11 protein-coding genes and 1 tRNA gene are annotated in these 12,701 nt (G+C 30.3%); 6 read left to right on the top strand and 6 right to left on the bottom strand.

The features are described 5' to 3' along the window. The first annotated feature begins 110 nt into the window (after positions 1-110). Positions 111-671, top strand: coding sequence for a YqgE/AlgH family protein (locus SJY17_RS10185; RefSeq protein ID WP_397362450.1), 561 nt, complete (start codon positions 111-113; stop codon positions 669-671). Here SJY17_RS10185 and SJY17_RS10180 read toward each other — a convergent pair. Further along, positions 668-1,510 carry an aminotransferase class IV gene (locus SJY17_RS10180; protein ID WP_397362449.1) on the bottom strand — a complete coding sequence of 281 codons (843 nt, stop codon included), beginning with the start codon at positions 1,508-1,510 and terminating at the stop codon, positions 668-670. The genes SJY17_RS10185 and SJY17_RS10180 overlap by 4 nt on opposite strands. A gap of 53 nt (positions 1,511-1,563) precedes the next feature. Then, complete coding sequence (locus tag SJY17_RS10175; RefSeq protein WP_397362448.1) at positions 1,564-1,950, bottom strand: START-like domain-containing protein; 387 nt, start codon at positions 1,948-1,950, stop codon at positions 1,564-1,566. Between the two features lie 141 nt (positions 1,951-2,091). Between SJY17_RS10175 and SJY17_RS10170 the strand changes: the two genes are divergently transcribed. Beyond that, positions 2,092-2,165 (top strand) — tRNA-Met (locus tag SJY17_RS10170). A gap of 48 nt (positions 2,166-2,213) precedes the next feature. On the opposite strand, the gene SJY17_RS10165 is transcribed toward SJY17_RS10170, so the two are convergent. From SJY17_RS10165 to SJY17_RS10150, 4 genes are read right to left on the bottom strand one after another with little or no spacing between them, the layout of a single operon-like run. Then, a complete protein-coding gene (locus SJY17_RS10165; RefSeq protein ID WP_397362447.1) occupies positions 2,214-3,296 on the bottom strand; it encodes a TonB-dependent receptor domain-containing protein in 1,083 nt (360 codons plus the stop codon). Between the two features lie 21 nt (positions 3,297-3,317). Further along, a complete protein-coding gene (locus SJY17_RS10160) occupies positions 3,318-4,727 on the bottom strand; it encodes a carboxypeptidase-like regulatory domain-containing protein (RefSeq protein WP_397362446.1) in 1,410 nt (469 codons plus the stop codon). Next, the gene (locus SJY17_RS10155) at positions 4,711-5,622 is read right to left on the bottom strand and encodes a FecR family protein (protein WP_397362445.1); all 912 of its coding nucleotides are present in this window, start codon (positions 5,620-5,622) and stop codon (positions 4,711-4,713) included. Before SJY17_RS10155 ends, SJY17_RS10160 begins: the two co-directional genes overlap by 17 nt. A 46-nt stretch (positions 5,623-5,668) precedes the next feature. Then, a complete protein-coding gene (locus SJY17_RS10150; RefSeq protein ID WP_397362444.1) occupies positions 5,669-6,193 on the bottom strand; it encodes an RNA polymerase sigma factor in 525 nt (174 codons plus the stop codon). Positions 6,194-6,295: 102 nt separating this feature from the next. Here SJY17_RS10150 and SJY17_RS10145 point away from each other — a divergent pair, with 102 nt between their 5' ends. The 4 genes from SJY17_RS10145 to SJY17_RS10130 all read left to right on the top strand — a co-directional run bounded on the left by SJY17_RS10145 (position 6,296) and on the right by SJY17_RS10130 (position 12,526). Beyond that, entirely contained in the window at positions 6,296-6,487 is a 192-nt protein-coding gene (locus SJY17_RS10145; protein ID WP_397362443.1) for a hypothetical protein, read from the top strand. 71 nt (positions 6,488-6,558) lie between these two features. Further along, complete coding sequence (locus SJY17_RS10140) at positions 6,559-8,340, top strand: hypothetical protein (RefSeq protein WP_397362442.1); 1,782 nt, start codon at positions 6,559-6,561, stop codon at positions 8,338-8,340. Positions 8,341-8,369: 29 nt separating this feature from the next. Further along, positions 8,370-8,855, top strand: coding sequence for a hypothetical protein (locus SJY17_RS10135; RefSeq protein WP_397362441.1), 486 nt, complete (start codon positions 8,370-8,372; stop codon positions 8,853-8,855). Between the two features lie 293 nt (positions 8,856-9,148). Then, a complete protein-coding gene (locus SJY17_RS10130; RefSeq protein WP_397362440.1) occupies positions 9,149-12,526 on the top strand; it encodes a M14 family zinc carboxypeptidase in 3,378 nt (1,125 codons plus the stop codon). The last annotated feature ends 175 nt before the right edge of the window (positions 12,527-12,701 follow it).

Below are 12,701 nucleotides of genomic sequence, written 5' to 3'. Positions count from 1 at the left end.
TATTTGTTTAAAATAACTTTAAAAGCCTTCATTTTATGAAGGCTTTTTTTTGTTTTTATATTGTGTATTCAATAAATATATACTACATTTAGATAACAAACCCTTTTAAAATGACTACAACCAAACCAAAAAAAGGTGATTTATTAATTGCAGAACCTTCCATTATTGGAGACCTCTCTTTTAATAGATCTATTGTACTTCTTACAGACTACAATTTAGAAGGTGCAATTGGTTTTATTTTAAACAAGCCATTAAATTATACTATTAGTGATTTAATACCTGAGCTAAACGCAAATTTTAAAGTGTATAATGGTGGTCCTGTTGAACAGGATAACTTATATTTTATCCACAAACGTCCAGATTTAATACCAAATAGCGTAGAGATTTCTTTAGGTATTTTTTGGGGTGGCGATTTTAATGTTGTTGCAAAACTTATTGCAGAAGAAGACATTAGTGTAAAAGATATTAAATTCTTTTTAGGATACTCTGGTTGGGATAGTAATCAGCTAGACGAAGAATTAAAATCTAATGCTTGGGTTGTTACTAAAAACACTTACAAAGAGGATATAATTGAAAAAAGCTATGAAACCTTTTGGAAAGAAAAAATGGTTGAATTAGGTGGTGATTATTCCATTTGGTCTAACGCACCAGAAAACCCCAATTACAACTAACCTAATCTAATTTTTACATTTAATTTTTGAAGTAACAGTTTTGCTGTTTCATTTTTAAATTGCTTCTTCCTGTACTTTGTAATGGGTTGGATTCCTTTTATTACATTGGTAATAAATATCTCATCTGCTTTTTGAAGCTCAAAAGGAGAAATTGAAGCTTCTTCCAAAGTGTACTCTGGAAGCAATCCTATAATTTCAATTAATTGTTTTCTTAAAATCCCTTTTAAACAGCCATCTACTAATGGTGGTGTTTTAATGGTATTTTCTTTTACTAAAAACAAGTTTCCATTTAAAGCTTCGACTACACTTTTATTAGTATTTAATAGTAGGCAATTATCTAATATGTTTTCCTTAGCATAAATATTACCAATAACGTTAATTGCCTTATTGTTGGTTTTAAGTGTAGATAACAAACTTGGTGATAAATAATGATCTTTAAAAAGGTCTACTTCGTATTTTCCTTCATTTAAAAGATAAAAATCATGCATATCTACTTTTGCAGAAATAATAAAATTAACATCATTACTTTCTGGTAAATACAATCCACCTTCTACTCTATCTATTTGGATTTTTACTCGCGCAGATTTTGACTTTAAATTACAAGCCTCAAGGGTTTTATTGATTTGTTCTTCAAGAAACTCCATAGTAAAAGTCATTGGTATTTCCATACGCATCATACGCATAGAAGCCATTAACCTAAAATAATGATCTTCAAAAAACAATAATTTACCATGTACAGCTTTTATAGTTTCAAAAAGTCCGTCTCCATAAGAATAACCACGATTGTTATTAGAAATTACGTTATTATCCTCTTGAAGTATTCCGTTAAAATTTATCATAAAAAAAGTCCCATTTTTCAATGGGACAAATATACTTTAAATGTATTTATTTTTTATGAAGAACCTAATACTTGTTTTAAACTTGATATTTGGTTTGACCACAACATTTTAGCTTCGTCAACTTCATCTTCTTCAGAAAAATCTGTAATCATTATAGACACATCTTTAGTGATTTCGTCTACTTGTATTCTAATTTCAAAATAATATGGATCATCTTCGTCTTCAAGCCACTTAAATTTTATACGTTCTCCAGATTTTTTTGTAATTAATTTTGCCTGTTCTTCAGATCCATCCCATATAAATTTGAATATTTCTCCTCTAGAATTAACGTTATCTGCAAACCATTCTGACAGTCCAGATGGTGTAGAAATATATTGGTATAGTAATGATGGTGAGGCATGTACCACGAATTCCATTTCGTACTTGATTTTTTCTTCCATTTAATTGTAATCTTGTAATAGTTATTTTGTCCAATATATACATTAATTAATAAGTTTAGAAATCATTTTAAATAAATATTTTAATTACAATTATGTTTGCAAGCCATAATAATGTTTTTATATTTGCAATCTCAAAATTATGGCGAGGTAGCTCAGTTGGTTAGAGCGTCGGATTCATAACCCGGAGGTCACGAGTTCAAATCTCGTTCTCGCTACTATAAAAACGGTTTAGAAAGTTCTAAACCGTTTTTTTTGTGCTGTTTTTAGAAATAAATTCTAAAACTCGCATTAGGTGTTATGCCTAATGACCGTTGTAGTGTTTGATTTAATTCATCATTTTTAATCCTGTAAAAAGTATTTACTTGATTTTCTCTATCTAAAATATTCCAAACAGATACACCAATCCTAGCCTTAGTTTTGTCCGAAATTTTTAAATTATATTGAATTGATGCATCCAAGCGTAAATAATCTTCAAGTTTTGAAGCATTAGTATCTGCAAAATTAATGTCTTGATCAACAATTGGATTATCTTCTATTGGAGTTGTGATTGGTTTACCTGTATGCCAATTAAATCCAATTGAAGATTTAAAGTTGTTTTTAGAATATGACAAACCTAAACTAACTGCATGATTTATATCAAAATTACTTGGAAACGCTTTATTTTCTAACTGTTTAAATTGGTGAAAATTATTCATAAAAGAATAGCTGAGCCAAGTATTAAAATGGCTAATTTGTTTTCTCAAAAGTAAATCTACTCCATATACTTCATAACTCCCTTGAGACTTAACAAATTCAAATTGATTTTGAAATCCTTGACTTTGTGTAGTGATTCCTTCTACATTTTTGTAATAACCATCAATACTTACCAACCACCCATTATTATTAAAATTAACACCTAATGACAGTTGTTTACTAGTTATTACCGGAATATCTTCATTATTTGATAATTGCCATCTACGTTTTTCTATTCCTAAAAAATCGTTTTGAAAGTTTATTATTTGTGACGTGTTTTGATGCTTAAATTCGCCTAAAACCTCAACCGTCAAATAGTCTAAAAAACGTTGACTAAAGTTAAATCTTGGCTCCCAAATTTGCTTTTTAAACTTGTCTAAATAATTATATCTAACACCCAAAATAAGGTTAGTATTATTATTTAATGAAGTGTAATTAATTTGTCCAAAAGCACCATGAGTCCTTAAAACTTCAGAGATTAACACTCTAAAAACTGGTGTATCCACATCGTCAAGGTTAGTAACTTCTGTTTCAACAAAATGATATCCTCCAGAGAGTTTAATATTATCATTAAAGCTATAATTTGTCTTTAGTTTTAGGCTAGTTTCAGACACAATATTTTCTTGTAAAAATCGCTAAGATTCTAAAACATTTGCATTAACTGCTTTTAGCTTGTAATCGGTTTCATAAGCTTCAAAAATAGTCTGTGTTTTGGTATTCCATGTACGTTTATAATGCAATCCTCCTGCTATACTATTTTGATTTAATTGACTTGTTCGCGATTGCGGAATGCTATTAACCACAGCAGTTTCATCAAATTGAAGTTGGTTAGACACTGTTATAAAGTTTAACCTTATTTCGTCCTTATCACTAATCTTGTATAGCCAACGTAAAGAGGCATCATAAAAATCGAATGTTTTATCTGAATTAATTGTATTTTCAATATTATTATCGACTTCGGTATTCTGAGAAATTCTTTCAAAATAATTATCATATGTTGGTGTATTAAATAAATCGCTAACCGATTTTCTACCAGCAATTTGAATAGACCCCTTTTTACCTGTTGGTACATCAACAAACACATTTGCATCTGTTAAATTAACACCAACATTTGCTTTGAATAGACTATTAATACTTTGGTCAGTTTGCATGCTAATAGTACCTGAAACACCATCTGTATAGCTTGCATTACTCCCATTTTTTATAAGTGAAACTTGTTGCGTAATTTGAGGGTTAAACATAGAAATCAAGCCGAAAAAATGTCCAGATTGATACATTTTAATATTATCCCAAAGGATTAAATTTTGATCATGAGTACCACCTCTAATATTTAAATTAGAAACTGTTTCGTCAATACTCTGAATACCAGGAAAAGACTGCACGACTTGTAACACATCATTTTCTATCAATCCTGGAAGAATATCAAAATTTTTAAAATCTACCTTAAAAGAACCATCATTAAGTTGGTTAATTCCTGTAGTTATATAATTGGAAATTAAAATTTCTGACAGAGACTGAAAGTCAGGCAACATATAAACTGGACCACAATCTGAGGTTAAAAATTGTTTGTAGCTTCTATTTATAGTTTTGTAACCTAAATACCTAATAGTAAGTAACTCTGATGGCTGACTTACTTCTATCTGAAAATATCCGTTTTCATCAGTTATTGTAGCTTTTTTAAGTCCTTGAATAGTCGCTGATGCTAAGGGTTGAAGATTGTCTTTATCCTTTAAGTAGCCACAAAGAAAAAATTCGCCTTTAGGCTTTACTAAAACAAAACTAGAATTATTTAATGTGAATTGTAAAGGTGTGTTTTTTTCTAAATACACCAGAGTTTGTTTTAATGTATTGCTTGTTGGAGGTGGTTTTAAAGTAATAGATTTAATAACATCTTCAGCATAATTAAATTGTACATTATGCTTCGTTTTTAAATTTTCAATAATAGAAATTAAAGACTGTTCTTTTTTTGTGTCCTGAGCAAATAAGCTAACAGCACTTAAAAAAAATAGGATTACAAAAGCAATACTTTTAGTTATTTTTCCCATTAATAATTACTTGATTCGATGAAATTATTTCATACGTCAAATTCATTGGTTGTGTTATAGATATTAAGGCTTCGTTTAGATTATTATGTGTAAATCCGCCTGTAAATAGTCGGTTATTATCTACGTTGTTACTTGCAACCTTAACATTGTATTGTCTTTCTAATTCTGCAATCACTTGTTTAATAGGTAAAGCATCAAAAACACAAGTGTTTTTTGTCCATTCTGGAGTTGTACTTATTGTTTTAGATTCTATAAATTTTCCTTCTAATAATCTATACGTATCACCAGCTAACAATTGTCTAATAATGGTATCTGATTTAACCTTAACAACACCTTCAAAACACTTTACTTCAAAATAATTATCACGTTGTTTAACATTAAACTGCGTACCAACAACGGTAACTTTACCTTGACTGGTAATTACATCAAAAGTTTTTCCTTTTGCAACTTTAAAATAGGCTTCTCCATCAAGTTTTAATGTTCTGTTATCATCCCAACCTTTTTTATTATAGTTTATAACTGATAATGCATTTAAAACTATTTGAGATTGATCCGGTAACTCAATAGTTGTTTTTTGACTGGCTAGTGTTTTAATTTCTGTATTTGGACTAAAAAAAACTGTAAAATAAACACCAAAAGATATAACTAAAATACTAGCAATTTTAAGCATTGGTGATAACCAATGTAACTTTTTAACAGGTACTTTTTGTGCGTTATATTGTGCTTTAAAAGTTTCAAAATCATCAACATTAGAAAACACTGATGCTTTAAACAACTTGGCTGTTTCAATAATTTCTTCATTAAAAGCATAGTCATCTAATTGCTTAAAAGCCTTTTCTTCAGCTTCTGTCAAGTCATTATTCAACCATTTTTGTAAGAGTAATTCTTTATCCATTTGTATGCTCTTTATTATATAACAACCTTATCTTTAAAATTCCTGATTATTTTATTTTAAAGCCTTCTAATTCTGTTTTTAATATGTTGAATGCGGTATAAATTCGGTACTCTACAACCTTGGTAGTGACACCTAAAAGCTCAGCAATCTCGCTATGCTTTTTTCCTTCAACTTTATTTAATAAAAACGCAACACGCTGTTCTTCTTTTAAACTTGATAATACTTTATTATAACGCTCTAAAAATTGTTCTTTTTCTAATATAAATTCTGGAGACTCGTTGGTGTAGTGCTTATGTTTTATTTGTTGATGCTTTAGCACTACTTTTTGGTGTTTAAACTCATTAAGCATCATATTATTTGCTGTAGTAAACAAAAAAGACTTGGCTTTACTTAAACTTACTTTTTTACAATTATCCCATAGTTTGATAAACGCATCTTGCGCTTTGTCTTTTGGATTATAATGCTCGCCATATTTATAGTATAAAAAATCATGTAGACTTTTAGAGTACTTATTATAAATCTGTTTAAAAACTAATTCTTCACAAATAGTTTCATTGATGTCTTTTTCCAAAGTCTAGTATTTATATTGAATAAAGTTATATAAAAAAAATTAAATAAATTTTTCAGGAGTTTTAAAAGTTAAGTTGTTGTATTAATAAAAGTGACTTTGAAAATGAAAACAACTAATTTAAATAAAGAGCAATTAGACCAATTGGTTTTTAATTTAAAGGAATATGAGATTGATCAATGTAGGTTAAAAGTAATTAATTTAACTAAAAGCTTAAAAGAACATCCTAATCAAAAAATAACAACAATAAGATTAAAAAGTATTTTAGAACGATTAAACTATTTATTAACCTCTTAAAAAAAATTTCAGGAGTTTTAAAGTTTAAGTTGTTATATAATAAAATACCACAAACATTAAAAACATAAGTTATGAAATCAACACAAAAACTATTTACCGCATTTATTTTATTTGCTTTTGTACTACTAAATTCGTGTAGAACAGAAGACATGGAAATTATTAATCCTCCAGAAGAAGACACCTTAGTAGCAAACTCTACAGTCGCTAACCTAATGCAACGTACAGCTAGCAATGATGGCTCAAACGATAATATTATTGATAACTCAAATTGCTTTAATATACAATTACCAGTTACTGTTTTTGTAAATGGTTTAGAAATTACAGTGGACTCTGAATCAGATTTTGATACTATTGAAGCCATTTTTGACGAGCTAGATGATGATGATGACAACATTTCTATACAGTTTCCTATTACCATTATTTTAGCAGATTATACGGAAGTTGTCATTAATAGTTATTCTGAATTTGATAATTTTTCTGATGATTGTAATGGCGAAAACGAATATGATGATGATATTGAGTGTATCGATTTTCAATACCCAATTACCGCTTCAATCTTTGATTCTAACAACCAGTTAATTGAAACTATTACCATCAATAATGATAACCAACTTTACGATTTTATAGATGATATTGACGAAGATGATATAATAAATATCCAATTCCCAATTACTGTTATTTTGTCTGATGGTACTACAATTGTAATTAATAATTTAAATGAGTTAGAAAATACCATCGATAATTTTGAAGACGATTGTGATGAAGATGATGACTATGATTATAATGATGACGATTGTGATAATTGTACTGATACCCAACTTACAAACATTTTAACAGACTGCTCAAATTGGATGGTTGACGAATTAGAACGTAACGATAATGATTTAGAAGACAATTACGTTGGTTACCTATTTAATTTTGCTGCAGATGGTACTATTACTGTAACCTCTGGAAGTGGTAATTTTTCTGGAACTTGGTCTGCAACTGGTACAGGTAATGCTATAGCTGTAACAATTGATATTTCTGGATTACCCGATTTTAATGACACTTGGAATCTTCATGAAATTGAACAAGAATCAGGAGAAACTAAAGTAGAGCTTAGACTTGGTGATGATGAACTAGAATTTGAAAGCGATTGCATTTCTGGTGGTGGTTCTTTAGACGACACTGCTTTAGTAGGGTCTTTAACAACTGGTGATTGGTACGTGACTTACTATTTTGATGATACAGATGAAACTTCAAACTATAGCGATTATGTATTCAATTTTGCTACAGACGGTACATCTACAGCAACAAACACAAGTGGTACTACAAATGGAAGTTGGTTTACATCATCAGGAGATGAAACAGATTTAGAATTAAATTTAAATTTCGGGACAACTAGTCCTCTTGACGAATTAGCAGATGATTGGGATGTATTACAAGTAACCAGCGACATTATAAGCCTTAAAGATATAAGTGGAGATGGCTCTGCCGAATATCTGATTTTTGAAAGAACACCAACAAATACTGGTGGCTCTAACTTAACAAATATATTAACAGACGGACAATGGTTTGTGGCTTCGTATACAGAAGATTCAGATAATCAAACTGCAGATTATAATGGCTATCAACTAGATTTTAATACTAACGGAACCGTAGTAGCAACAAATGGTAGCAACCCTAATAATGGGACTTGGGCAGTACAAAGTTCTGGAAATGTATTAGTCCTAGACTTTGGGACAAGTACTCCTTTTAATGAGCTTAATGACGATGATTGGGATGTATTATCTGTAACTACAACAGAAGTCATCGTACAAGATGTAAGTGGTGGAGGTGGTGGAACTGACACATTAACATTACAAAAACTATAAATAAATAATTAATTTAAATACTTAAAATCATGAAAAAATCATTTTATTTTGGGATGCTTATAATGTTAAGCTTCTCTTTAATGTCATCTACTTGCTCAAACGATGATGACGATGCTAGTCCAAACGATAATAGTCAACAAATCGCACAAGTACAAAGTACAGCTACAAGCGGAACTTGGATAGTGTCTAGTTTTATAGACTCTGGACAAGATGAAACTAATGACTTTAATGGTTATCAATTTACTTTTGGATCTGATGGAATACTAACTGCAGATAATGGTTCAAATACTATTACAGGAACTTGGTCAGTTACAGACGATAGTAATAGCAACGATGATAGTAGCAGCAGTAGTGATATTGATTTTAATATTTTCTTTTCTGTACCTGACACAAGTGTGTTTGAAGATTTAAACGACGATTGGGATATTGTAAGTCATACAGATACAACCATTAGCTTGATTGATGTTAGTGGTGGAAATGGAGGTACTGATACCTTAGTATTTCAGAAAAATTAATAATAGTTGAAAAAGAAAATTAATCCTTCCCTTATCCCTTAAACGGATTAATGATAGCCCCTTTTATTGATTAATGGCGAAATTACTCTAACCTTCATGGTTAGAGTAATTTTATTTTTTTAAAAAACACTTAATCGTTAAAAAATGCATTTTGTAGATTACTGATTTTCAGTATTATAAAAATATTAATTGCACTTTATCGTCTTTTTTTGCCTTTTATGGGTTTTTTTTGAATTATTTTATTTAGTTTAGCAGTCTAATAAAAAATACTAGATACCTCAAATCTATTTAACATGAAAAAAATTACATTATTAATTGTTATTGCATTGACATGCACGTTTTCTTTCTCTCAAGAGAAATATTCAAGAGTCTCAATTAACAATCCAGATCAAGCTACAATGCGTATTATGGCTACTGAAGGCATAGATTTAACTTGTGGAGCAACTCATGATCATGATCATGATGTATTATCTTTAGAGTTAGCAGATGTAGAAATTGATATTTTAAGAAACAACAATATTGCTTTTACAGTTGAGATAGATGATCTAACTAAATTTTATGCTGAAAGAAGTAGAAAAGATAATACATCTACAAATAGTAAACATAAGACCAATCAAACCAACACACAAAGTACAGCAAGAGGTTCTGTCTCAAACGTTGTTATAGATAATATAATACAATATACTGGTTGTGATGAAATTGCTTGGGTAGAACCTTCAAATTTTCATTATGGAACTATGGGTAACTGTTTAACAGTTAGCGAAATGTTGACTGAGTTAGATGAAATGTATACCTACTCTCAAAACAATGGTTTAAATATAGTATCGCAAAAGGCTGATGCCTCTTCAACAGGACAAACGACTTGGGGTAATCCTCAAAACTCAACAACCAACAATGGTTTAACATATACTGGTCAAGGTAATAGTTATTGGGATCCACAGACAATTAATTATTTAAGAATTACCGGAAACCAAAGTGCAACTACTGAAGGATCCAAACCACAAATATTATTTACGTCAATGATACACTCTAGAGAAGTAAGTGCGTTGATGAACAATATTTACTTTATGTGGTATTTAATTGAAAACTATGACACCAATGATGCTATTAAAGAATTAGTAGATAACAACGAATTATACTTTGTACCTATTGTAAATCCTGATGGATTACGCTGGAATGAACATCTTAGCTCAAATGGAGGTGGTATGCAACGTAAAAATTTAAGGCCAAATACTGGAAGTACTTCTGGTAGTACAGCTTTAAGAGGTGTAGATTTAAATAGAAATTTTGATTATTTCTGGGGTTATAACAATGTAGGTTCTAGTGGATCTGCAACTAGCAATACTTATAGAGGTCCATCTCCTGCATCAGAACCTGAAACACAAATTATGGTCGATTTTATTACTAGTCGTAATTTTAAAACTGGTGTTTGGAATCACTCTTATGCCAACTCTGTACCTCATCCATATGGTGGAGTACCTACTTTAAATTCTGGAAGAGAAGATGAGTTTTATAAGTGGCATGAAGAAATGACAAGATATAATAGATACTTATATGGTGCTACTATCTTTTATGAATCTAATGGTTTACCTGATGATTGGATGCTTGGTGGTAATCCTGACAATAATGGTGCAACAGGATCTGGACAAGCAATTTTAGCTACAACTCCTGAACACGGAAGCTCTAGCTCAGGGTTTTGGCCAAGTAATGCTGGTGTTACTTTAAACGCAGAAAACTCAATGCGTATCTCATTAGCTACTGCTTATTATGGTGGTAAATATGCTAAATTACATGACTTAACACAAAGTAACATAAATGGAGCGACAGCAGATTTAGACTTTGGAATAGAACGCATTGGACAAACAGCTAGCGACTTTACAGTTACAATTACTCCAATATCTTCAAATATTACTGGTGTAACGCAAGCTGGAACAGAAACAGGAATTTCTGTTTTAGAGCAAAGAACTGTTACAGCTCAATTACAATTAGCCGGAGGAATTGCTAATAACGAAAAAATAGAATACAATGTAAAGTTATCAAATGATAACGGAATAATTTACGAGGCAGATTTTGAAAAATACTACAACCCTACTCTAATGTTTGATCATAATCCAGATATAAATGGTATTTCTGGTTGGACACAATCTGGAGGTTGGAATAACTCATCTGCTGATGCTTATTCAGGAAGTAACTCATTAAGAACAGGTAACACTGTACCTTATGCAACTAATTCTACAAAGACATTAACAACCTCAAATAGTTATGATTTCACAAACTCTGACGAAGTAATTATACAATTTTATACAAAATGGGATATTGAAAGAAATTATGACTATGTCGAAGTTTTAGCTTCTAAAGACGGAAGTAATTGGTCTCCTTTATGTGGTAAATACACAAAACCAAATACTACAAGTAGCACTACAAGCCATGATAATAAAAGTACAGGGTCTACCTTTCAATCTGGAAGTTCTGGACAAATATATGATGGAGACAAATTAGATAATTGGGTAATGGAAGAGTTTACCATTAATTCTGGTGTAAATGCTACCTTTTTACAAAGTGATGCTACAAATGTTCAATTTAGATTTAATTTTAGAACAGACGCTAGTGATGTATCAGAAAACTATACAACAACATCTGATGGATTTTTCATAGATGATTTTAAAATCATAAGTTTAGAAATTCCATGTGTAACATCAGTACCAACTAGTATAACCGCTGGATCAATAAACGCTACAGAAGCAACAATAACTTGGGATGCAATACCATCTGCAACATATGATTTAAGATATAGAGAGACAGGCACATCAACTTGGATTATGGTTCCTGGACTAACAACATCAAACTTTACAATTACTAACTTAATGGCACAATCAGATTATGATGTCCAAGTAAGATCTAATTGTGATACTACTTCATCTGCTTATAGCTCAACAGTTAACTTTTCTACAACACAGATTACTTACTGTACATCTCAAGGTACTAATATTTCTGACGAATTTATTGGTCGAGTAGAATTAAACGACTTAGATAATGACACAAGTTCTAGTACCTCTTCTGGGTATTCAGATTACACATCAATGGTTGTAGATTTAACTAAAAACACAACTCCTACAATTACGATTACAAAAATATGGAACGGTACTCAATACAATGAAGGTGTTGCGGTTTGGATCGATTTTAATCAAGATGGAGATTTTGATGATTCTGGAGAAGACGTAATTTCAAGTACCCCATCTCAAAGTGTTGTAAGCGGTAATATTACTATTCCACTAACTGCTCCAACTGGAAACACAAGAATGAGAGTATCAATGAAATACAATGCTATTCCAACAAGTTGCGAGACTTTTACTTATGGAGAAGTAGAGGACTATACTGTTAATATAAAAGAACAAACATTAGGTCTTGAAGATAATAGTTTTGAAAACTTAAGTGTATATCCTAATCCGTTTAACGAAACTATTAGTATAAAATTACCAAATCAAATAACTAACTATAATGTTGAATTATTTGATATTAGCGGAAGAGTAATTTATAACTCAAGAAAATTAAACAACTCTACAAACACAATTAGTATTACTAATTTAGGTACACTATCAAATGGTACTTATTTACTAAAAATCACAGATTTAAATAAAAACAAGTCTATAATAAAGAAGCTTATTAAGTAAAAACATCGACGAAATACATATTTAAAAGTCATAACACATTTGTTATGGCTTTTTTATTTATCTAAAAATCAATTAGTTACGCTTTAATTATGTATTTTATCGAATATATTTGCATTTCAAGGATGTTTTATATTATATTTGTCCCATATAATTAGTCCCCAACTAATAACTTAAC

Origin of the sequence: Olleya sp. R77988, from assembly GCF_044594215.1 — a bacterium.
In the GTDB taxonomy this organism is placed as follows: Bacteria; Bacteroidota; Bacteroidia; order Flavobacteriales; family Flavobacteriaceae; genus Olleya.
Note: the sequence above shows the minus strand (reverse complement) of the source record. Positions and strands in the feature narration are given on the sequence as shown.

Coding starts and splice junctions, on each gene's coding strand:
- SJY17_RS10140 (WP_397362442.1), top strand. CDS start 6,559: ATGAAATCAACACAAAAACTATTTACCGCATTTATTTTATTTGCTTTT.
- SJY17_RS10145 (WP_397362443.1), top strand. CDS start 6,296: ATGAAAACAACTAATTTAAATAAAGAGCAATTAGACCAATTGGTTTTT.
- SJY17_RS10185 (WP_397362450.1), top strand. CDS start 111: ATGACTACAACCAAACCAAAAAAAGGTGATTTATTAATTGCAGAACCT.
- SJY17_RS10130 (WP_397362440.1), top strand. CDS start 9,149: ATGAAAAAAATTACATTATTAATTGTTATTGCATTGACATGCACGTTT.
- SJY17_RS10175 (WP_397362448.1), bottom strand. CDS start 1,950: ATGGAAGAAAAAATCAAGTACGAAATGGAATTCGTGGTACATGCCTCA.
- SJY17_RS10135 (WP_397362441.1), top strand. CDS start 8,370: ATGAAAAAATCATTTTATTTTGGGATGCTTATAATGTTAAGCTTCTCT.
- SJY17_RS10155 (WP_397362445.1), bottom strand. CDS start 5,622: ATGGATAAAGAATTACTCTTACAAAAATGGTTGAATAATGACTTGACA.
- SJY17_RS10160 (WP_397362446.1), bottom strand. CDS start 4,727: ATGGGAAAAATAACTAAAAGTATTGCTTTTGTAATCCTATTTTTTTTA.
- SJY17_RS10180 (WP_397362449.1), bottom strand. CDS start 1,510: ATGATAAATTTTAACGGAATACTTCAAGAGGATAATAACGTAATTTCT.